18 protein-coding genes are annotated in these 21,709 nt (G+C 72.4%); 10 read left to right on the top strand and 8 right to left on the bottom strand.

The genetic code is table 11. The features are described from left to right. Window positions 1–128: 128 nt before the first annotated feature. From ACFWY5_RS47795 to ACFWY5_RS47785, 3 genes are all read right to left on the bottom strand, one after another. Window positions 129–575, bottom strand: a complete 447-nt coding sequence (locus ACFWY5_RS47795; protein WP_379624830.1) for a hypothetical protein — start codon at window positions 573–575, stop codon at window positions 129–131. 66 nt (window positions 576–641) lie between these two features. After that, a complete protein-coding gene (locus tag ACFWY5_RS47790) occupies window positions 642–2,135 on the bottom strand; it encodes a sugar ABC transporter ATP-binding protein (protein WP_379638876.1) in 1,494 nt (497 codons plus the stop codon). A 65-nt stretch (window positions 2,136–2,200) separates the two neighbouring features. After that, window positions 2,201–3,001, bottom strand: coding sequence for a DeoR/GlpR family DNA-binding transcription regulator (locus tag ACFWY5_RS47785; RefSeq protein ID WP_379624826.1), 801 nt, complete (start codon window positions 2,999–3,001; stop codon window positions 2,201–2,203). 144 nt (window positions 3,002–3,145) lie between these two features. Between ACFWY5_RS47785 and ACFWY5_RS47780 the strand changes: the two genes are divergently transcribed. The 7 genes from ACFWY5_RS47780 (at window position 3,146) to ACFWY5_RS47750 (ending at window position 12,194) form a co-directional block, all read left to right on the top strand. Beyond that, the gene (locus ACFWY5_RS47780) at window positions 3,146–5,665 is read left to right on the top strand and encodes a PA14 domain-containing protein (protein WP_379638875.1); all 2,520 of its coding nucleotides are present in this window, start codon (window positions 3,146–3,148) and stop codon (window positions 5,663–5,665) included. 13 nt (window positions 5,666–5,678) lie between these two features. After that, window positions 5,679–6,740: an ABC transporter substrate-binding protein gene (locus ACFWY5_RS47775; RefSeq protein WP_379624822.1), complete on the top strand. Its 1,062-nt coding sequence runs from the start codon at window positions 5,679–5,681 to the stop codon at window positions 6,738–6,740. Between the two features lie 4 nt (window positions 6,741–6,744). Beyond that, on the top strand, window positions 6,745–8,253 hold the full coding sequence (locus ACFWY5_RS47770; protein WP_379638874.1) for a sugar ABC transporter ATP-binding protein: 1,509 nt from the start codon (window positions 6,745–6,747) through the stop codon (window positions 8,251–8,253). Next, window positions 8,246–9,163 (top strand): ABC transporter permease, encoded by a 918-nt coding sequence (locus tag ACFWY5_RS47765; protein ID WP_379638873.1) that lies wholly within the window; start codon window positions 8,246–8,248, stop codon window positions 9,161–9,163. Before ACFWY5_RS47770 ends, ACFWY5_RS47765 begins: the two co-directional genes overlap by 8 nt. Then, on the top strand, window positions 9,160–10,125 hold the full coding sequence (locus ACFWY5_RS47760; RefSeq protein WP_379638872.1) for an ABC transporter permease: 966 nt from the start codon (window positions 9,160–9,162) through the stop codon (window positions 10,123–10,125). The genes ACFWY5_RS47765 and ACFWY5_RS47760 overlap by 4 nt, the downstream gene beginning before the upstream one ends. A gap of 77 nt (window positions 10,126–10,202) precedes the next feature. After that, window positions 10,203–11,162 (top strand): SDR family NAD(P)-dependent oxidoreductase, encoded by a 960-nt coding sequence (locus tag ACFWY5_RS47755; protein ID WP_379638871.1) that lies wholly within the window; start codon window positions 10,203–10,205, stop codon window positions 11,160–11,162. A gap of 87 nt (window positions 11,163–11,249) precedes the next feature. Then, window positions 11,250–12,194 (top strand): sulfotransferase family protein, encoded by a 945-nt coding sequence (locus ACFWY5_RS47750; RefSeq protein WP_379624812.1) that lies wholly within the window; start codon window positions 11,250–11,252, stop codon window positions 12,192–12,194. Between the two features lie 81 nt (window positions 12,195–12,275). On the opposite strand, the gene ACFWY5_RS47745 is transcribed toward ACFWY5_RS47750, so the two are convergent. The 3 genes from ACFWY5_RS47745 to ACFWY5_RS47735 all read right to left on the bottom strand — a co-directional run bounded on the left by ACFWY5_RS47745 (window position 12,276) and on the right by ACFWY5_RS47735 (window position 15,069). After that, window positions 12,276–13,172: a hypothetical protein gene (locus ACFWY5_RS47745; RefSeq protein ID WP_379638870.1), complete on the bottom strand. Its 897-nt coding sequence runs from the start codon at window positions 13,170–13,172 to the stop codon at window positions 12,276–12,278. A 104-nt stretch (window positions 13,173–13,276) separates the two neighbouring features. After that, window positions 13,277–13,942 (bottom strand): response regulator, encoded by a 666-nt coding sequence (locus ACFWY5_RS47740; RefSeq protein ID WP_379624808.1) that lies wholly within the window; start codon window positions 13,940–13,942, stop codon window positions 13,277–13,279. Continuing rightward, window positions 13,939–15,069 (bottom strand): sensor histidine kinase, encoded by a 1,131-nt coding sequence (locus tag ACFWY5_RS47735; protein ID WP_379638869.1) that lies wholly within the window; start codon window positions 15,067–15,069, stop codon window positions 13,939–13,941. Before ACFWY5_RS47735 ends, ACFWY5_RS47740 begins: the two co-directional genes overlap by 4 nt. 165 nt (window positions 15,070–15,234) lie before the next feature. Between ACFWY5_RS47735 and ACFWY5_RS47730 the strand changes: the two genes are divergently transcribed. Then, window positions 15,235–16,461 carry an alpha/beta hydrolase family protein gene (locus tag ACFWY5_RS47730; protein WP_379638867.1) on the top strand — a complete coding sequence of 409 codons (1,227 nt, stop codon included), beginning with the start codon at window positions 15,235–15,237 and terminating at the stop codon, window positions 16,459–16,461. A gap of 48 nt (window positions 16,462–16,509) precedes the next feature. On the opposite strand, the gene ACFWY5_RS47725 is transcribed toward ACFWY5_RS47730, so the two are convergent. After that, the gene (locus tag ACFWY5_RS47725) at window positions 16,510–17,832 is read right to left on the bottom strand and encodes a serine hydrolase domain-containing protein (RefSeq protein ID WP_379638866.1); all 1,323 of its coding nucleotides are present in this window, start codon (window positions 17,830–17,832) and stop codon (window positions 16,510–16,512) included. Window positions 17,833–17,999: 167 nt separating this feature from the next. On the opposite strand from ACFWY5_RS47725, the gene ACFWY5_RS47720 reads away from it, so the two are divergent. Then, window positions 18,000–18,608 carry an FMN-binding negative transcriptional regulator gene (locus tag ACFWY5_RS47720; RefSeq protein WP_379624800.1) on the top strand — a complete coding sequence of 203 codons (609 nt, stop codon included), beginning with the start codon at window positions 18,000–18,002 and terminating at the stop codon, window positions 18,606–18,608. Continuing rightward, window positions 18,605–20,101 (top strand): amidohydrolase, encoded by a 1,497-nt coding sequence (locus ACFWY5_RS47715; protein WP_379638865.1) that lies wholly within the window; start codon window positions 18,605–18,607, stop codon window positions 20,099–20,101. Before ACFWY5_RS47720 ends, ACFWY5_RS47715 begins: the two co-directional genes overlap by 4 nt. A gap of 53 nt (window positions 20,102–20,154) precedes the next feature. On the opposite strand, the gene ACFWY5_RS47710 is transcribed toward ACFWY5_RS47715, so the two are convergent. Next, window positions 20,155–21,636 (bottom strand): helix-turn-helix domain-containing protein, encoded by a 1,482-nt coding sequence (locus ACFWY5_RS47710; RefSeq protein WP_379624796.1) that lies wholly within the window; start codon window positions 21,634–21,636, stop codon window positions 20,155–20,157. Window positions 21,637–21,709 lie beyond the last annotated feature (73 nt).

The raw sequence follows: 21,709 nt of genomic DNA, 5'->3' as shown, positions 1-21,709 counted from the left end.
AGGGCCACATCGGCGGCGGTCATACGCGCCTGCCGGGGCCGTCGATCTCCGGTATCACCCGGAGATGTCGTCGTCACCTGCCACGTCTGGTCTCCTAGCTTCAGATCAGCTGCGTTTCACACCATATCTCACCAGTGGCCGGTGCATCGGCTGGTGCCCTCCGGCCCGTCGTGCGGGAACCAGCCGCACGCCTGGAACCGCTGCGATCCCTGGCTGCTGGCCGGCCACATCTGCGACCAGGCGTCGTAGCCGTCGATGCCGATGCGCTGCAGGCGGGTGTAGCAGCTCTGGTCGCCCTTGTGCACCATCATGTACACCTCGTCGCCGGCGCGGGTGGAGCCGGTCAGGCGGGCCCAGCCGTACTGCTTGCCGTTGAAGCGCTTGGCGTGCAGTTCGACCGAGCGGCCGTTGAAGGCGACGCGGCGTACCACCGAGCCCCGGGTGTCGCCTGGCCAGGGAAGGGCGTCGCTGCACTGGGTCACGATCATGGGGACGGGGTCGTCGTGGGCGGCCACCGGGGACGGTCCGCTCAGGGCGGCCGCGAGGACATGGGCGAGGATGACGGAGATCGACATGATCAGAGCGATGCCCGGACACGTTGATCATCGTGCACAAGAGCCGTTCAAGAGATCGTCCGGGTTCTAGCCGTCGGCGAGGGCGGCGAGCAGCCGGTCCTCGGTCACCTCCGGCCCGCTGAGCTGGTGGGTGATGGCGCCGTCGCGCAGCACCACCACCGAGTCGCAGTTGTCCACGAGCTCGCCCACGTCCGAGGAGATCAGCAGGATGGCCAGGCCGTCGACGGCGAGCTCGTCCAGAAGGGTCTGGATCTGCCGCTTGCTGGCCTGGTCCACTCCCCTGCTGGGCTCGTCCAGCAGCAGGACCTTGGGCTGCATGGCCAGCCACCGGGCCAGCAGCACCTTCTGCTGGTTGCCGCCGGACAGCTCCCCGGCGAGCTGGCGGGGCGAGGCGGCCTTGATGTCCAGCCGCTTCATGAACGTGGTGACGATCCTGTCGATCCGGGTGTCGGCCACGATGCCGGCGTGGGACAGGCGCGGCAGCGCGGCCAGGGCGATGTTGTCGCGTACGGACAGGTTGGGCACGATGCCCTCGGTGGTGCGGTTCTCCGGCACCAGGCCGACCCCGGCCCTGACGGCGCTGCGGACCGACCACCTCCTGCTGGCCGTCCCCGACACGGTGACCTGGCCGGACTCGACGGGCAGGGCTCCGGCGATCGCCCTGGCGGTCTCGCTGCGCCCGGCGCCGAGCAGCCCGCCGAGTCCGACGACCTCCCCGGGACGTACGGCCAGCGACACTCCGGCCAGCATGTTCGCCCGGGTCAGCCCCTTGGCCTCCAGCACGGGCCGGTCGGCGACCTCGTCCACGGGCCAGCTGTCCAAGGGGGAGGCCTCGCGCGGGTGGAAGGGGCGGCCCATCATGAGCGAGACGAGGCGGACCCGGCCGAGGCCGGCCAGCGGCCCGGTGTGGACGACGCGGCCCTCGCGCAGGACCGTGACGCGGTCGCAGATCTCGTAGAGCTCCTCCAGGCGGTGGGTCACGTAGATCACCGCCCGGCCCTCCTCGCGCAGCCGGGTCACGGCGGCCAGCAGGGTCCTGAGCTCGGCGTGCTCCAGGACGGTCGCGGGCTCGTCCATGATGACCAGCTTGGCGTCCGAGCAGGCGGCCCTGGCCAGGGCGACGAGCTGCTGGGCGCCGGGGGTGAGGGAGTCGAGGGGGCGGCGGGTGCCGGCGCGCAGGCCGTACTGGGACAGGAGCTCTTCCGCGCGGGCGTGCATGGCCGCGAAGTCGATCAGCCCCAGCCGGCCGCGCGGCTCGGCGCCCAGGAAGAGGTTGCGGGCGATGCTCATCGTCGGGACGAGGCCGCTCTCCTGGTGGACCGTGGCGATGCCGGCCTGCCTGGCCTGCGCGGGGCCGGCGAACCTGACCGGCACGCCGTTGAGAAGGACCTGGCCCGCGTCGGGCTGGTACACACCGGAGATCACCTTGACCAGGGTGGACTTGCCCGCCCCGTTGCCGCCGATGACCGCATGGACGGATCCGGGCCGCACGGCCAGCGTGACGTGGTCGAGCGCCGGGACGCCGTCGAAGGTCTTGAGTACGCCTGCAAGCTGAAGCACGGTTGCCTCCACCCCGATGGTGGCCACAACAAGAAACAATCTCGCAACGAAGATGTCACATTCGGTCAGAGCTGGGCAACGTGCAGCCGCACTCCCTTCGCGGCCAGTTCGTCGAGCACGTCGCGGGGGGCGTCGTCGTCGGTGACCAGATGGGCGATGCGCTCGGCCGGGATCGTCTGGACCATCGTGTCGTGGCCGATCTTGGTGTGGTCGGCCAGGACCACGACCTCCTCGGCCGCCGCGGCCAGCGCGCGATCGACCGCGGCGACCTGGAGGCTGGGCGTGGACAGGCCGCGCTCGGCGGTCAGCCCGTTGCCGGAGACGAACGCGCGGCGCACCCGCAGGCCCGCCAGCGAGCCCTCGGCGGCGGTGCCGACCAGGGCGAGGATCGGGCCGCGCAATGAGCCGCCGGTGACCACCACCTCGATGCGCGGGCAGCCGGCCAGCGCCTGGGCGACGAGCAGGGAGTTGGTGACCACCGTGAGGTCGCTGTGCCTGGCCAGCCGGCGGGCGAACTCCTGGGTGGTGGTGCCGGGGCCGATGACGATGGCGTCGCCGTCCTCCACGAGCGAGACGGCGAGGTCGGCGATGACCGTCTTCTGGGCGGCCGACACGGCGCTCTTCTGCGTATGGCTGGGCTCGCGGGTGAAGTCGCCGGGCAGGGTGGCGCCGCCGTGGTGGCGGTTGAGCAGGCCCTCGGACTCGAGCGCGCGCAGGTCGCGGCGGACGGTCACCTCCGAGGAACGCACCGCCTGGGCGAGCTCGCGAAGGGAGACCGCGCCGTTGGCCCGGACCAGCTCCAGGATCCTCTGGCGGCGCTCGGCTGCGAACACGGGCCTGCCGCTCTCCCTCTGCGTGTCGCTCACGTGGCCCGAGCATAGTCGACCAGAGATGGACTGCCCATCTCTGACCATTTCAGAACGAATCTGATCGAGTTTGCTTGACCCCGGTGTCGGAATGGTGCTTTCTTTGGTCGAGATGGCGCTCGTTTTCGATCGGAAGGCAGCTCCGTGATCACACGCCTCTCCTTAGCACTGGCCGTCCTGCTCAGCGTGATGTGGCCGCTCTCCCCCGCGGCGGCGACGCAGGCGGAGCGGCATGGCCTCAAGGGCGACTACCACCTGAGCACCGGGCCGGGCACGTTCGACTTCGGCGAGCTCAAGGCCGCCGTCGTGGATCCGAACATCGACTTCTCCGACCTCAACCCCGCCCTCGCCGAACTGACCGGCCGCGACGAGAACGTCACCGTACGGTGGACCGGGCGCATAGCGGCGCCCGCGGCGAACACCTACACCTTCTCCATGATCGGCGACAACGGCTTCCGCCTCTGGGTCGACAACAAGCTGATCATCGACAACTGGCGCGACATCTGGGACGTCGAGCAGGTCGGCACCCCGATCGCCCTGGAAGCCGGGCGCACGTACGACATCAAGATCGAGTACTTCGAGCACTTCGGCGGCGCCAACCTGCGGCTGCGCTGGCAGAGCCCGGACCTGGCCAAGACCGTCGTACCCGAGCAGGCGCTCTTCCTGCCCGAGGGCTTCGACCCGCCGGGGCCCGTCCAGGCCGAGGTCGGCACGGCGGGCGACACCGCCACCCTGACCTTCGCCAAGGCGCTCAAGCCCACCACGGCCGCCACCGGATTCAAGATCACCACAGGTGGGTCGGCCTGGCCGATCACCTCCGTCTCCTCCTCCGGCGCCACGCTGACGTTCAAGCTGGGCGCCAAGATCCCGCTCAAGGCCGGCAACGGCGTGCGGGCCGCCTACGACGGCACCGGCGGCGTCGAGTTCGCCGACGGCACCGCGCTGCCCGCCTTCCCCCGCGCCGCGCTGGCCAACCGCTCCGAGTACCAGCTGGCCAGCAAGTTCGCCAAGGACATGAACCCGGCCGGCCCGCTGCCGGAGTACCCGCGACCGCAGCTCGTCCGCGAGCGCTGGCGCAACCTCAACGGCCCGTGGCAGTTCGCCGCCGCCGAAGCGGGCGAGCAGCCGCCGGTCGGCAAGAACCTGGCCGAGCGGATCACCGTGCCCTTCCCCGTCGAGTCGGCGTTGTCCGGCATCGGCAGGTCCGAGGACCGCATGTGGTACCGCAGGACCTTCGAGGTCCCGAACGGCTGGCGCGGCGAGCGGGTCATCCTCCACCTCGACGCCGTGGACTGGGAGTCCACCGTCTACGTCAACGGCACCCGCCTGGCCACCCACCGCGGCGGCTACGACCGCTTCACCGTCGACGTGACCGACGCGCTCAAGCGCCGGGGCCCCCAGGAACTGATCGTCGGCGTCTACGACCCCACCGACAAGGGCAACCACCCCACCGGCAAGCAACGCCTCACCCCCGGCAGCATCTGGTACACGCCCAGCTCGGGCATCTGGCAGACCGTCTGGATGGAGCCCGCGCCGCGCAACCGGATCCTGTCGGTCGACTCCGTGCCCGACCTCAAGGGCCAGAGGCTGAAGGTGACCGTCAACGCCGGCCTCACCGGCACGCGGGTCGGCCTGGTGGCGCGGGACGGCTCGAAGGTCGTCGGCCGCGTGAGCGGGCGCTCGGGCACCGAGCTGAGCCTGCCGGTCCCCAAGCCCAAGGCGTGGACCCCCGACACCCCCTTCCTGTACGACCTGACCGTCACGACCGGCGACGACAGCGTGCGGTCCTACTTCGGCATGCGGGAGATCTCGATCGGCCAGGTCGCCGGCAAGACCCGGATGCTCCTGAACGGCAAGCCCGTCTTCCAGCTCGGCCCGCTCGACCAGGGCTTCTGGCCCGACGGCCTGTACACCGCCCCCACCGACGCGGCCCTGCGCTACGACCTGGAGGTCACCAAGCAGGCCGGGTTCAACGCGGTGCGCAAGCACGTCAAGGTCGAGTCCGACCGCTGGTACCACCACGCCGACAAGCTCGGCCTGCTGGTCTGGCAGGACATGCCCTCGACCTCGGGCAACACCAACCAGGCCCAGTTCGAGACCGAGTTCCGGCGCATCGTCGACCAGCACCGCTCCAGCCCCTCGATCGTCATGTGGGTGCCGTTCAACGAGAGCTGGGGCCAGTACGAGGTGGCCAGGGTCGCCGACCTGGTCAAGAGCTGGGACCCCTCGCGCCTGGTCGACAACCAGAGCGGCGTCAACTGCTGCGGCGCCCAGGACGGCGGCAACGGCGACGTCATCGACTGGCACATGTACCCGGGCCCCGCGCCGGTCTCGCCGCCGAGCGCGACCAGGGCCTCGGTCCTCGGCGAGTACGGCGGGCTCGGCCTGCTCGTCATCGGCCACACCTGGTCCGGCGGCGGCTGGGGCTACCGCGTCGAACCCGACGCCGAGACCCTCACCACCCGCTACGTCGAGATGGACCAGACGCTGCGGCGGCTGCACGCCTGCGAGGGCCTCAGCGCCGCGATCTACACCCAGACCACGGACGTGGAGGTGGAGCTCAACGGCCTCATGACCTACGACCGGGCGGTCATCAAGCCCGACCTCGCCAGGGTCCGGGCCGCCAACCGGGCGCTCGTCGACGAGATCTCGCCCGCCTGCTAGGAAAGGAACCACCATGTCCCGCACCGCGATCCTGGCGATGGCCGTCCTCGTGACCGTGGCCGGCTGCGCCAAGGGCGAGGCGCCGCAGACGGCGGCCGCGCCGTCCTCCACGGCCGGTCAGCAGGTCGTCAAGACGCCCACCGGCACCGCCGAAGGACCGGCCTGCACGCTGGAGCGCTTCGGCGGCACCGCCTTCGACCTGAAGAGCGCCACGGTCGGCTTCTCCCAGTCGGAGAAGGAGGCCAACCCGTTCCGCATCGCCGAGACCAAGTCGATCAAGGACGAGGCGGCCAAGGTCGGCATCACCAACCTGAAGGTGACCAACGCCCAGTCGCAGTTCTCCAAGCAGATCACCGACGTGGAGCAGCTCATCGCGCAGGGCGCCAAGCTCCTGGTGATCGCGCCCCTGAACTCCGACGGCTGGGAGCCGGTGCTGCAGCAGGCGGCGGCCAAGAAGGTCCCGATCATCACGGTCGACCGGAAGATCAACGCCAAGGCCTGCACCGACTACCTGACCTTCATCGGCTCGGACTTCTACGAGCAGGGCAAGCGGGCCGCCGACAAGATGATCGAGGCGGTCGGCGGCAAGGGCAAGGTGGCGATCCTGCTCGGCGCGCCCGGCAACAACGTCACCACCGAACGCACCAACGGCTTCAAGGACCGGGTCAAGGAGAAGGCCCCCGGCATCACGATCAGCTTCGAGCAGACCGGCGAGTTCGCGCGGGAGAAGGGCCAGCAGGTCACCGAGCAGCTCATCCAGTCCAACCCCGACATCAACGGCATCTACGCGGAGAACGACGAGATGGCGCTCGGCGCCGTGACCGCGCTGAAGGGCGCGGGCAAGCAGCCGGGCGACATCAAGATCGTCTCCATCGACGGGACCAGGAGCGCGGTCCAGGCCATCGTCGACGGCTGGCTGCACTCGGTGATCGAGTCGAACCCCCGCTTCGGCCCGCTCGCCTTCGAAACCGCCGCGAAGTTCCTCGGCGGCGAGGGCATCGCCGAGAAAGTGATCATCTCCGACCGCGAATACGACCAGGCCAACGCCAAGGACTCGCTCGGTGAAGCGTACTGAACCCATGTTGGAAGCTCGGGGGATCACCAAACGCTTTCCCGGCGTGGTGGCGCTCGACGACGTGCATCTCGCCCTCGGGGCCGGCGAGGTGCACGCCCTCGTGGGCGAGAACGGCGCCGGCAAGTCCACCCTCATCAAGGTGTTCACCGGCGTCTACCGGCCCGACGGCGGCGAACTGCGCTACAACGGAGCACCGGCCGGCTTCGCCACCCCCCTGGAGGCGCAGCGGGCCGGGATCTCCACCATCTACCAGGAGGTCAACCTCGTCCCGATGATGAGCGTCGCGCGCAACCTCCTGCTCGGCCGCGAGCCCCGCGGCCGGCTGGGGGTGATCGACACCGCCAGGCTGTACGGCCACGCCCGCGCCGTGCTGCGCGGCTTCGGCCTCGACACCGACGTCAGGCGCCCGCTGCGCAGCCTCGGCGTCGGCGCCCAGCAGATGGTCGCCCTGGCCAGGGCGGTCTCCGTGGACGCCAAGGTGGTCATCATGGACGAGCCCACCTCGTCGCTGGAGCCGCGCGAGGTCGAGACGCTGTTCGGCGTCATCGGCCGGCTGCGCGAGTCCGGCATCGCGGTCATCTACGTCAGCCACCGCCTCGACGAGCTCTACCGGGTCTGCGACAACGTGACCGTGCTGCGCGACGGCCGCGTGGCGCACACCGGGCCGCTGGCGGACCTGGACCGGCTCAAGCTCATCTCCCTCATGCTCGGCCGCGACCTGGCCGAGGTGAGGAGCGACGGCCTGACCCGTTTCAACCGTGACCAGGGCGCCGTGAACGGCACGCCCGTCGTCGAGGCCCGCGGGCTGACCCGGCGGCACGTGCTGTCCGGCGTCACCGTTTCCGTCCGGCCCGGCGAGGTGGTCGGGCTCGGCGGGCTGCTGGGCGCGGGCCGTACGGAAACCGCGAAGGCCATCGCCGGCGCGCTGCCCTTGGACGGCGGGCAGGTGCTCGTGGCGGGGGCGCCGCTGCCCCGCGGCGGCACCAAGGCGGCGATCAGCGCCGGCGTGAGCATGTTGCCCGAGGACCGCAAGGCCGAGGGCATCATCCCCGGCCTGTCGGTACGCGACAACATCGCGCTGGCCGCCCTGCCCTCGCTGGCCCGCGCGGGCGTCGTGTCCGACTCCCGGATCGACCGGGTGGTGGAGATCTTCATGCGGCGGCTGCGGATCAAGGCGTCCTCACCACACCAGGTCGTGTCGGAGCTGTCGGGCGGCAACCAGCAGAAGGTGCTGCTGGCCCGGTGGCTGGCGGTGCGGCCGAAGGTCCTGCTCCTCGACGAGCCCACCCGCGGCATCGACGTCGGCGCCAAGGCGGAGGTGCAGGCCCTCATCGACGAGCTCGCCCGGGAGGGCCTGGGCGTGCTGCTCATCTCCTCGGACCTGGAGGAACTGGTCGAGGGCGCCGACCGGATCCTCGTCCTGCGCGACGGCGCGGTGGTCGGCGAGCTGTCCGGCGAGAACGTGACCGAGGCGAAGATCATGGCGGCCATCGCGGAGCGCGCCGATGACTAGGTGGATCCGCGACTACGGCGTCTACGCCGCGGTGCTCGCGCTGCTGGTGTTCAACGTGCTGTTCACGCCGTACTTCCTCGACGCGGCCAACTTCCGCACCCAGCTCGTCCAGGTCTCCCCCATCGTGATCATCTCGCTGGGCATGGCGCTGGTGATCGGCACGAAGGGCATCGACCTGTCCGTGGGTTCGGTGATGGCGATGGCCGCCGCGCTGACCGCCCTCTATCTGGGGTACGGCGCGGCCGTCGCCCTCGTGGTCGCGCTGATCGGCGGCGCCGTCGCGGGCGCGGCGGGTGGCACGCTCGTCGCCTACGTGGGCATCCAGCCGATCGTGGCGACGCTGGCCCTGCTCGTCGGCGTCCGCGGGCTGGCCAACGTGCTCGTGCCGCAGCTGGTCGAGTTCCGCAACCCCGACCTCATCGCCCTCGGCAGCAGTTCGCTGTTCGGCGTCCCGCTCATCGTGATCATCGCCGGCGTGCTGACGCTCGTGGTCGCCTTCCTGGTGCGCAGGACCACGTTCGGCCGGCAGGTGGTCGCGATCGGCGGCAACCGGGCCGCGTCGGAGCTGTCCGGGCTGCCGGTGAAACGCGTCCTCGTGCTCGTCTACGTGATCTCCGGGCTGCTCGCGGCGCTGGCCGGGGTGCTGGCGACCGCCCGGCTGCAGGCCAGCGACCCCACCTCGCTCGGGATGTTCATCGAACTGTCGGCGATCACCGCGGTCGTCGTGGGCGGCACGCCGCTGTCGGGCGGGCGGATCAGGGTCGCCAGCACCGTGATGGGCGCCCTGCTCATGCAGTTGCTGTCGGCCACGCTCATCAAGCACAACCTGCCCCAGTCGTGGACGCAGATGGTCCAGGCGGTCATCATCCTCGCCGCCGTGTATGTGACGAGGGAGCGTGCCAGGCGATGACGACCGTCACCCGCAGGGAAGAGATAGGCCGGGTGCTCCAGCAGCACGGTGCGCTGATGGTGCTCGGGGTGCTGATCGTCGTCGGCACGCTGGCCTTCGACTCCTTCGCCACCGTGGGCAACGCCGCCAGCGTCGTGGTCTCCTCCTCGTTCCTGGCCGTCGTCGCGATCGGCATGACCTTCGTGATCATCGGCGGCGGCATCGACCTGTCCGTCGGCTCGCTGTTCGTGCTCGGCGGGGTGCTCGCCGCCGCCGGATCACGGTACGGCTTCGCCGCCGCGCTGCTCCTGCCGCTGGCCGTCTGCGGCCTGGTCGGCCTGGTCCAGGGCCTGATCATCGCCAGAACCGGCCTCGCGCCCTTCATCGTCACGCTGGCCGGCCTGCTCGGCGTACGCGGGCTCATGCTGGCCATCTCCGACGAGGGCGCCACCACCTACCTGGTCTCCGATCCGGCGTTCGCCGCGCTCGGCCAGGGTGAGCTGCTCGGGCTCACGTATCCGGTCTACGTCACGATCGTGCTCGTGCTGGCGGCGATGGTGCTGCTGCAGCGCACCGGGTTCGGGCAGAACGTCTACGCCATCGGCGGCAACGAGCAGGCGGCGGCGCTCATGGGGGTGCCGGTCGCCCGGACGAAGGTCCTGGTGTATCTGATGTCGGGGCTGCTGGCGGGCCTGGCCGGGGCGCTCAACGCCGCCCGGCTGTCGTCCGGCGTGACCATCCTCGGCATCGGCATGGAACTCGACGCCATCGCCGCGGTGGTCATCGGCGGGACGCTGCTGACCGGCGGGGCCGGGGGCGTCACCGGGACGGTGGCCGGGGTGCTGCTGCTCGGCGTGATCCAGAGCCTGATCAACCAGGTCGGCAACCTCACCTCCTCCTTCCAGCAGGTGGTCAGCGGGGCGTTCCTGGCGCTGGTCGTGGTCGCGCAGCGGCTGCTCAGCAAGGCGCAGCGGCTGAACTGACGTTTGACCTGGAGCTCACTCCAGGTCCTGGCACTGACGTTTGACCTGGAGTGAGCTCCAGGTCCTAGCGTCGGAGCATGACGACACGGCAACGCAAGATCGGCTCAGGTTTCGGCGCCACGAGCACCACCGGCGATGTCCTGCGCGGCATCGACCTCGGCGGGCGGCTCGCGATCGTCACCGGCGGCGCCTCCGGCCTCGGCCTGGAGACGACCCGGGCCCTCGCGGAGGCGGGGGCGCACGTCGTCGCCCTCGCGCGCCGGCCCGAGGCGGCCGAGGAGGCGCTCAAGGGCATCGACGGCGTGGAGGTCGGGGAGCTGGACCTCGCCGACCTGGACAGTGTGCGCGGCTTCGCCGAGCGGTTCCTGGCCTCGGGCCGCGCCGTCAACCTGATGGTCAACAACGCCGGGGTGATGGCCTGCCCGCTGACGCGCGTCGGTCCCGGGTGGGAGGCCCAGTTCGCCACCAACCACCTCGGCCACTACGCGCTGGTCAACCTGCTCTGGCCGGCGATCGCGGACGGCGCGGCCCGGGTGGTGTCCCTGTCCTCCAACGGCCACCAGCTCTCCGGCATCCGCTGGCCCGACGTGCACTTCACCGGCGGCTACGACAAGTGGCAGGCCTACGGCCAGGCCAAGACCGCCAACGCGCTGTTCGCCGTGCACCTGGACGCGCTCGGCGGGGACGCGGGCGTGCGCGCCTTCTCGGTGCACCCCGGCGTCGTCGCCACCTCGCTGGCCCGCCACATCCCCAGGGAGGAGATGATCGCCAACGGCTGGATGGACGAGGAGGGCGCCATCGACCTCTCCGCGTTCAAGACGCTTGAGCAGGGCGCGGCGACCCAGGTGTGGGCGGCCACCTCCCCCGCTCTGGCCGGGATGGGCGGCCTGTACTGCGAGGACTGCGACGTCGCCCCGCCCGCCCCGGCCGACGGCCTGCTGACCGAGGGCGTGCGCGAGCACGCGTGCGACCCGGACCAGGCGGCCCGCCTCTGGGCGCTGTCGGCCGGACTCACCGGCGTCGACGCCTTCGCCTGATCGGCGATCCCGCGCGGCCTTCCACGGAAGGCTTGCAATATCCCACACATTTGGTAGGAAAAAGGGGGTACAGCCTAAGGAGCGACCATGCCCCTGCCGGACTTCCTCGTCATCGGCGCCCCCAAGACCGGGACGACCGCCCTGCACGCCGCCCTCCAGCGCCACCCGGACCTCTTCCTGTCCGGGGTCAAGGAGCCCAAACACTTCCTCACCGGCGGTCCGCCGCCCGCGCAGGGCGGTCCCGGCGACGCCGCGACCTACCGCGAGCACGTGTGGCGGCGCCAGGACTACGAGGCGTTGTTCTCCGGGGCGCCGCCGGGCGCGCTGCGCGGGGAGGCGACGCCGTTCTATCTCTATGACCTGGCCGCGCAGCGGCGCATCCACGCGGCCGTCCCGCACGCCCGGCTCATCGCGATCCTGCGCGATCCGGTCGAGCGGGCCCATTCCAACTGGGTCCACCTGTGGTCGGCCGGGCTGGAACCGCTCGACGACGTCGTACGCGCGTGCGCCGACGAGCCGCGGCGGATCGCGGCGGGCTGGGCGCACTTCTGGCACTACACCGGTCTCGGCAGGTACGGCGAGCAGCTCGCCCACCTGTTCACCCTGTTCCCGCGCGAACAGGTGCTGACCTTCCGCTACCGTGACCTGCTCGACCGCCCGGCCGAAACCCTCGACCGGATCTGCGCCTTCCTCGGCGTCGCCCGGGGCCTGCTCACCGAGGTGCCCAGGGAGAACGTCACCGCCCATCCCGACCAGCGTCCCTCGTTGCTGTCGGCGTTCCGGCGGCGGCTGCGCGGCGGGCTGGCCGACCGCGTCGAGACCCGGCTCCAGCGCGACGGACTGGCCCGGCGGCCGCTGACGTGGGAGCAGCGGCGGGAGCTGATCACCTACTTCGCCGCCGATATCCTGCTCCTGCAGCGGGTCACCGGCGAGGACTTCAGCGACTGGCTCGGCCCCAAGGAACGCTCGGGCGGCCTGGTCGGCCCCCGCCCGCCGGGCCAGCGCCAGGCCAGGAACGGCCGCCCCGCCTGATCGGCCCGGCCTGGCCGATCAGGCGGCGGCCGGTCAAGCGGGGGCCGGTCAGGCAGGGCGGCCGGTCAGGCAGGGCTCGGATCAGCGGAGTTCCGTGCGGAGTTCGTGGGCGCCGTCCGGCCTCGTGTACTCGTAGTACAGCCGGGTGCCGCCCCCGGGCAGGTCGAGGATGTCCAGGTAGCGCAGGCCGCCCCCGTGGTACGGCGAGGCGGCCGCGGGTTCCGTGCCGACCGGTGTCATCGAGGCGGGCTCCTCGCCCCGCGCGACCCCGGTCCGCTCCTCGTAGTTCTCCGCCGCGCTGGCCCGGCCGTCGTAGAAGGCCACGACCCGATCGCCGTCGAAGCGGACGGCGCTGACGCGCACCCCGCGGGCGTCCCAGAGGCCGGGGCGGCCGCTCAGCGCCGTTCCGTGCCAGGTCCAGTCGAGGCCGTCGGCGCTGGTGGCGTAGTCGGTGACCATCTGGTCGGCCTCGTCGGGGTCGGTCAGCGGATGGCAGGAGGCCCACAGGTGCCATCGGCCGCGCCGCCGTACGATGACCGGGTCCTTCACGCCCGTCTTCGGGTCGCCCGGCAGGACGGTACGCCGCCCGGCCGGGTCGAACCCGGACGGGTCGGCGGCTTCGAGCACCTCCACCCGCCAGTGCTTGGTGCCGGGGGTCGCGCAGCTCAGGTAGAGCCGCCAGCGTCCCTCGGGGGTGCGGACCAGGGCGGGCCGTTCCAGCGACTCGGCGGCCATCCGCTCGCGCGTGATCGTCACCAGCGGCTCGAAGCGCTCGCCGTCGGCGGAGCGGGCGACCACGATCGCGTAGCCCCTCCCCTCACCCACGGGACGGCGCAGCCGGTAGGCGAGGTAGACCAGCCCATCAACGGCCACCGCGCTCGGCGCGCCCGCCCAGTACCCCTCGCCGGACACCGGGGGGCCGATCGCCACCACCGATCGGCCGGGGTCGGGAAGCATTTCCTGGATATCGATCGACATGGACATGACAGTAGGGCCCGGTCCCAGGCTGCACATGGGGCTTCACCTTCACTTGGAAGATTCATGTATTCCCTATTTACTTTATAGGGAATACGGCGAGCGTGTCACGGCCTCGCCGGGCGGATGAGGCCGCTCTCGTAGGCGAACACCACGACCTGGGTACGGTCGCGCAGCCCCAGCTTCACCAGGACCCGGCTGAGGTGCGTCTTCACGGTGGCCTCCGCCAGGCACAGGGCGGTGGCGACCTCGGCGTTGGACAGCCCACGCGCCACCTGGACCAGGACCTCGCGCTCGCGGGAGGTGAGCCCGGCCAGCCGTTCGTCCTGCTCGGGAGCGCCCGGCACGAGCTGCGGCGCGAACCTCTCCAGCAGGCGGCGCGTGATCCGCGGCGACACCGCGGCCTCGCCCGCCGCGACGTTGCGGATCGCGGTCAGCAGGTCCTCGGGGCGCGTGTTCTTCGGCAGGAAGCCCGCGGCCCCGGCCTTCAGCCCGGCGAAGGCGTACTCGTCCAGGTCGAACGTGGTCAGGATGAGCACGCGCGCCCCCGGGGTGTCCCTGGCGATCCTGCGGGTGGCCTCGATCCCGTCGACGCCGGGCATGCGCACGTCCATCAGCACGACGTCGGGGCGCAGCCGCCTGGCCAGCCGCGCGGCCTCCTCGCCGTCGCCCGCCTCGCCCGCCACCTCCATGTCCGGCTCGGCCTCGAACACCATGCGGAACGCCATGCGCAGCAACGACTCGTCGTCGACCAGCAGCAGCCGGATCGTCATGCCGCGCCCCTGCCCGCCAGGCCGGCGGCCAGGTCGAGCCGGGCCGCCACCCGCCATCCCCCGCCGGGCACCGGGCCTGCCTCGAAGGTCCCGCCGTAGTCCGCCACCCGTTCCCGCATCCCGGCCAGCCCCCGCCGGTGACCGGCCGCCACCGGTGCCCGGCCCGTGGGCGCGTCGTTGGTGATCTCGACGGTGGCGTACCCCGGCGTCGTGGCGAGCGTGACCTCGGCCGTCGCGCCCGGGGCGTGCCTGAGGACGTTCGTCAGCGCCTCCTGGGCCAGCCGGTAGACGGTGAGCTGGGCGGCGGCCGGGATCGCGGCGGGGTCGCCGGTCATCTCCAGGCGGGTCGGCAGCCCGGCCGCCCGCATTCTGCCGGCGAGGGCGTCGAGCTGGGCGATCCCGGGCGCGGGATGCAGCGGCTCGGCCACCTCGCCGAGGGCGCGGCGCATGTCCGCCAGGGCCTGCCGCCCGGTGCCGGCGATCTGCTCGACGGCGGCGGCCGCGCGCTCGGGTGCGCGCTTGCGCACGTACGCCGCGCTGTCGGCCAGCGCGACCATGACCGACAGGTTGTGCGTGACGATGTCGTGCAGGTCGCGGGTCATGCGGGCGCGCTCTTCGGCGACGGCGAGCCGGGCGCGCCGCTCCCGGTCATGCTCCAGCGACAGCACGTACGCCCGCCGTTCCCGCGCCCACAACCCCGTGGTGAGGGCGGCGGCGACCAGCGCCGTCAGAGCCGCGGCCGTGAACGGGAACTGGCCGGGCGGCGCCCACCGGGCCGCGGCCAGCAGAGCTCCCGCCTCCAGCGTCACCCCGGCCGCCACCGTCCACCGCCAGGTGCCGCGCGCGGCGACGGTGTAGAGCGCGACCAGCAACGACACGTCGGCGGGAAGCTGCACACCGGCCACCCACTGAACGGCCGCCGCCGCCGCGATCGCGAAGAACACCGTCACCGGCGCCCGCCGCCGCCACACCAGGGGCGCCACCAGAGCGACCTGCAGCGCGACCAGCTCCGCGCGGGACGTCACCTGTCCCGGCCCGAGCGTGAGCACGAAGATCGCAGCCGCCAGCAGCCCGTCGACCGGCAGGGACGAGCGTCGGGCGAGTGCCAGGAGAGCGGCCGGTTTCATGGCGTTCACCCTAGTTGGCGTGCGGGTTCGCGCCCCATCCTCCTGCGGGATGAACATCCGGGCGGGTCATCCGGAAGTCGCACGCGGGGATCAGCCGTATGCCGCTGGGCCGGGCCCGCGCCCCGCTGCGAGCCTGTCGGGACGTTTCCCGTTAGGAGTCCCACAATGACCTTCACCCTGATCCCCGCGGCGTTCGCCGCGCTGACCCTCGCCGCCTCGGGCACCTCCGGCGGACAGCCCGCGACGGCGGCCCGGCCCGCTACGGCGAACGTGCCCGTGACGGTGGACCTGCCCGCGCCGGGCGGGCCGTACCGCGTGGGGACCGTCGCGGTGCGGCTGGTGGACGGCTCGCGCCCCGATCCGCTGGTCCGCTCGAAGCCCTACCGGGAGCTGATGGTCAGCCTGTGGTACCCGGCGAAGGAGACCGGCGCGCCCGTCGCCCCGCACATGGCGCCCCTCGCCGCGGCCGACTGGGACCGTCACTCCGCCCCGCCCATGGGCATCAAGGCGGGCGCCGTGAACTGGGCCGCCACAGCCACCCACGCGCGCACCGGCGCGCCGGTGGATCCCAGGGCGGGACGGCTGCCCGTGGTGCTGTTCGGCTCGGGGGACGGCGGCCCGCGCACCCTCGGCACCACGCTGGTGCAGGACCTGGCCTCGCGCGGTTACCTGGTCGTCACCGTGGACCACACCTACGAGGCCGACCAGGTGGAGTTCCCCGGCGGGCGGGTCGTGCGAGCGCTGCCCCTGCCGCCGAAGCTGACGCCGCGCGTCATCGCCAAGCTGCTCGCGCGGCACTCCCAAGCGCGCCTGGCGGACATGCGGTTCGTCCTCGGCCGGGTCGCCGCGCTGGCCGGCGGCGGAAGGCTGGGGACCGAGACGCGGCTGCCCGACGGGTTGCGCGGGGCGCCGGACCTGTCGCGGGTGGGGGCGCTCGGACAGTCGCTCGGCGGGTCGGTGGCCGCGCAGCTCGTCCACGACGACCGGCGGGTGGACGCGGGGGTGAACCTCGACGGCGGCTACGTCGGCCGGGTCGCGAAGACGGGTGTCGGCCGGCCGTTCCTGCAGCTCGCGGCCGAGGCGCACACCCGGGAGAGCGAGCCGAGCTGGAAGTCCTTCTGGCGGGCCTCGACCGGCTGGAAGCGGGAGCTGCGCTTCGCGGGGGCCGCGCACGGCTCGTTCACCGATCTGCAGGCGATGCTGCCGAAGATCGCCGAGACGGTGCCGAAGGTGCCGGTCGCCGACTTCGTGGGCACCATCGACCCCCGGCGGTCGGTCGCGGCGCAGCGGGCGTATGTGGCCGCCTTCTTCGACCTGCACCTGAAGAACCGGCCCACCCGGCTGTTCGAGGCGCCCAGCCCTCAGCACCCCGACGTGTCGATCATCCCCTGACACCCGTGCCGGGCCGGTCTTCCCGGCCGGCCCGGCAATGGCAAGGGGTCAGCGGATACGGCGGGCCGCCCTGCCGCCCAGGTGCAGGAAGGAGATGTCGCCCGCGTCGTCGCGCAGGAAGCGGCCCACGGCCCGCCGCGGGTCGGCGGCGAGCGTCACGTCGTCACCGCCCTCGCCCAGGGCCAGCGCCATGTCGGGCATGCCCTCCACCCCGGCCGCCACCAGCTCCGGCGTCAGCACGAACCGCGCCACCAGGTTCTCGTCCACCTCGAAGACCCACTGGCCGGCGTCATAGCCGCCGGCGTACTCGGGGGCGGGCTCGCGCAGCGTCAGCCGTACCTCGTCGTGCTTGGCGCCGAGCAGGTGCTCCAGGCACCAGTCGGTCACCCGCTTGCCCAGGACCTTGCCCGGCCCGGAGTTGGTGAGCGTGGTGACGGCGAAGCCGCGCTCGGGGGCCAGGACGAACGTGGACAGCTGCACGTTGCCGACGTTGCCGCCGTGGGTGACCAGGCGGACGCCGCCCTGTTCCTCCAGCAGCCACGGCAGGCCGACCCCGGACCACGGCACGCCGACGGCGACGTGCTCGGAGCGCATCAGTTCCCTGGTGGCGGCATTGACCGGCCGTTCGCCGCCCAGGCCCAGGTGGAAGGCGGCGTAGCGGAGCTGGTCGCGGACCGACGAGGCGAGGCCGCCCTCGGCCATGGCGTCGCGGAACAGGCCCCAGCCGTGCGAGACGCGCGCGCCGTCCTCACGCACGACGTGGCCGACGGCGTGCGGGCGGGTGGCGGCGTCCCAGGGGAAGAAGAAGCTGTCGCGCATGCCCAGCGGCTGGAGCACGACCCGCTCGACGGCACTCTCGTACGGCTCGCCGCACACGACCTCGATGACCCGCCCGAGCAGCCGGAACCCGGCGTTGCTGTAGGAGGCGAGCGTGCCGGGGGCGAAGAGCTGGGGCAGCCGGTCGTAGACCTTGATCGCCTCGGCCAGCGCCTCGCCGCCCCAGCTCTGTCCGTCGTCGATGTCGCCGAGGAACCCGCCGGTGTGGGTGAGCAGGTGCCGGATGGTCACCTCCCCCGCGGCGCTCTCGTCGGCGAGCCGGAACTCGGGCAGGTACTTGCGTACGCGCCCGTCGAGGTCGAGCCGGCCCTCCTCGATCAGGTGCATGATCACGGTCGCGGTGATCGTCTTGGTGGTCGACCCGATCTGGAACAACGTGTCGGCCGTCACGGGCGCCGGCGCGTCGACGCTGGTGACGCCGGTGGTGAGCACGTGTTCCGCGCCGTCGAACAGCACGCCCACGGCGGCTCCGGGAACGTGCAGGGAAGTCGCCTCGCTGTCGAGCAGGCTCTGCAGGTGGGTGAGGTCAGCCATTCGCTCATCCTGCTGCCCGGCGGCCGGAGCGGGCTTCGTCGCCGCGCACCATTTCCGCCCGGCCGTTCGTGCGGCAGCGTCCCCTTGTGCTCCGGCCACAAACGAACCCGCCGTCTTGTCGCCCCGTCACCTTGGCCTGGGGTGGCACGGGCGGCGATAGTCGTGCCGTGCGCCACAACCCTGACTACCTGCTCGACGACCACACCCGCATCCGCGCGCTGATCCGCGAGAACCCGTGGGCGACGCTGGTCAGCGACGGTCTGACCGCCTCTCACCTGCCCGTCCTGCTGGAGGACGGCCCCGGGCTGTCGGTGGTGAGCCATCTCGGCCGCCCCGACGACGAGCTGCACCGGCTCGGCGAACGCGAGGCGCTGCTGATCGTCGCGGGCCCCAACGGCTACATCTCTCCCGGCTGGTACGGCACCGGCCCGGCCGTACCCACCTGGAACTACCTGGCCGTCCACCTCTACGGCCGCCCCGAGGTCCTGAGCCCGGAGGAGACCTACCAGGTCCTGGTGGACACGGTGGACCGGTTCGAGCACGTGCTGCCCGCGCCGTACCGGATGGACGAGTCCTACGCGCGCAGGATCGCGCCCGGCGTCGCGGGATTCCGGCTGCGGGCCGAACGCGTCGAGGGCAAGGCGAAGCTCAGCCAGGACAAGTCACCGGAGATCGCACACAACATCATCCGCGCGCTCGACGCGGACCCCTCATACGCCAATCCCGCGCTCGCGCGGGAGATGCGCGAGGTCTGGACCCTGGAGGAGACTCGATGACCACGACGACGACCCTGCTGCGCGGTGCGCGGACCGGCCCCTCCGGCCCCCTTCGCGACGTGCTCGTCTCCGGAGGACGCGTCGCGAACATCGCCGAGCGCATCCCGGCCGAGCCCGGCTGGGAGGTGGTGGAGGTGGCGGGCCGTACCGTGCTGCCGGGGCTGTGGGACCACCACGTGCACTTCGACCAGTGGATCATGGCCAGGCAGCGGCTGGACCTCTCGGGCGCCGGCTCGGCCGCCGAGGCGGTGGCCCTCGTGGCCGAGCGTCTGCGCACGCGGCCGCCGGAGCCCGGCCTGCCCCTGGTGGGCTACGGCTTCCGCGACGCCCTCTGGCCGGACGCGCCGCACCGCGACCTCCTGGACGCCGCGGCGCCGGAGGCGGCGCACGTGCCCGTGATCCTGATGAGCGGCGACCTGCACTGCTGCTGGATCAACTCGGCGGCCGCGCGACGTTACGGCTGGTCGGAGCATCCGACCGGCATTCTGCGCGAGTCGGAGTGGCAGGCCATCCAGCAGGACATCACCAACGTCCCCGCTCCCCTGCTGGACGGCTGGGCCGAGGTGGCCACCGCCGAGGCGGCGGCCCGTGGCGTCGTCGGCGTGGTCGAGCTGGAGGCGCCCTGGCGGCTGGACGCCTGGACGCGGCGGGTGCGGGCGGGCAACCGGGCGCTGCGCGTGGTGTGCGGGGTCTGGCCGGCGTTGCTGGAGGAGGCGGTGGCGCGCGGGCTGCGTACCGGGGAGGAGATCGACGGGACCGGCGGATTGGTGGAGATGGGCCCGTTCAAGGTGATCACCGATGGTTCGCTCAACACCCGCACCGCCTACTGCCACGACCCCTACCCCGGTCTTGAGGACGCCGCGCACCCGCACGGCATGCTGCTCGTGCCGCCGGACGAGCTGGTGCCGATGATGGAGAAGGCGTGGGCGGCCGGGCTGCGGCCGGCGGTGCACGCGATCGGCGACCGGGCCAACAACCTGGCGCTGGACGCCTTCGAGCGGGTGGGCGCGCAGGGCGCGATCGAGCACGCGCAGCTCCTGGACGACGCCGACCTCGGCCGGTTCGCCGCGCTGGGCGTGGTGGCCAGCGTGCAGCCCGAGCACGCGATGGACGACCGCGACGTGGCCGACCGCATCTGGGCCGGGCGCACCGGCCGGGCGTTCGCGTTCGGCGCGCTGCTGGCCGCCGGGGCGCGGCTCGCGCTGGGCTCGGACGCGCCGGTCTCGCCGCTGGACCCGTGGATCACGATGGCCGCGGCGGTGGACCGCGGCCGGGACGGCAGGCAGCCCTGGCATCCCGAGCAGGCCATCCCGATCGAGGCGGCCATCGCGGCCTCGACCAGGACGGGCCGGGCGGAGCTGGCGACCGGGGACGCGGCCGACCTCGTGGTGACGGGCGCCGACCCGTTCACCGCCTCGGGCGCGGACCTGCGCGCGATGCCCGTGGCCGCGACGATGCTCGCCGGCCGGTGGACGTGGCGCGAGGCCGTCTGACCCTTGCCGGAAACCACGGCCCGTGACGGCGTACGCCCGCCGTCACGGGCCTTCTAGGCGTTGAGCAGCCTGACCCGGCACGCCAGTTGCAGGGCGAAGCGGGTGTCCGGGTCGGCCAGGTCCGCGCCGAGCGCCTCGGTGATCCACCGGATCCGGTAGGCGACCGCGTTCGGATGCAGGTGCAGCGTCTCGGCGGTACGCGTGGGCGAGCTCTGCGCGTCCAGGTAGGCCGACAGGGTCGTGACGCCGACCTTGGCCCGCGCCGCCCCCATGGCGTCCAGCGGGCCCAGCATCTCGGCCAGCAGGTCACGGCTCAGCGGCGAGGACGACAACCCCGCCAGGATTCTGCGCAGGCCGGTGGCGTCGGTCTCGGCCAGCGTTCCGTGGCGGCCCGCCGCGCGCGCCGAGTCCGCCGCCACGCGCGCCTCCGCGGCCGACTGCCGCAGCCCGTCGGGCCCCGCCTGAGGGGTGCCGATCCCGCCGGTGATGACGACGTCGCCGCGCCCGGTCAGCGTCTCGATCAGCCGCTGCACCTCGGCCCGCGCCCGGCGGTGCAGGTCGGTCCCGGCCGGTCCGGTGCAGACGACCACCAGGTCGCCGCCGAGCGTGGCCACGTGCCAGTCGCCCGGCTTGGAGTGGAGCACCTGCAGCGCCGACAGCTCCGCCTCGTCGAGCAGCTGGCGGGCCCGGTCCAGCGACGCCTCGCCGCGGGTGGCGGCGTCCTCGAGCTTGAGCCAGACGGCCACGTGCGTCTGCTCCACCGGAAGGTCGAGCTGGAACGCCTGCTCCACGAGCTGCGGCAGCTGGGCCCGGTCGCACAGCACGATCTGCACGATCAGCCCGGCGCGGGTGAGCGCGGGCGCGAAGCGGCGGTTGAGTTCACGCTGGCGCAGCCGGGAGACGAGCGCGGCGATCGCCGGAAGGGCGACCCTGGTCGCGTCGTCGTCCAGATCGGCCACCACGCGGGCGACCGCCTGCCTGCCCACCACGACCGCGCCCGGGTCGGACTCGCCGACCGGCATCGTCTCGTCCAGGCGCACCCGGCAGCCCAGCGCCTCCGCCGCGTGGCCGAGCAGCGTCCGCACCGCCTCGGCGCCGCCTTCCTCCGCCGCCTGCTGCGCGAGCCGGATGGCGCTCTCCGCGCGCGCGAGCGCGTCCGACGCGCCGCCCCTGACGAACCGGTCGATGTCCAGCAGGAGCCCGGCCCCGTCGCGGGCCTTGTCCGGGGCGAGCACGGGCAGTTGCGCCCGGTCGGCCAGCCGCGTGGCGGTGATCGGCAGCCGCATCGGCGCCGCGAACACCAGCCCGGTCAGCCCCCGCGAGGTGGCCTGCCGGATCGCCACGTCGACCTCGTACCCGGAGATGGACTCCGCGCCCAGGACCACGATCAGGCTGTCGGCCGGAACCCGCTCGATGGCGCCCAGCGTGTCGGCGCCCGCGACGTGCCGGATGGGCACCTCCGCCGCGGGCCCGGCGATCAGCGTCAGCCCGAACCTTGACTGGCGGCGCAACATCTCGGCGATCGTCTGTGGCATGACCACAGATTAGGGCGGAACCTTGTGATTGCGCCATATGGGATGCGGAGGGGCCGATGGCCATACTCATCCC

This window comes from Nonomuraea sp. NPDC059007, assembly GCF_042740555.1.
Classification (GTDB): Bacteria; Actinomycetota; Actinomycetes; order Streptosporangiales; family Streptosporangiaceae; genus Nonomuraea.
The sequence above is the reverse complement of the archived record's forward strand: the minus strand, read 5'-3'. Positions and strand labels throughout refer to the sequence as shown.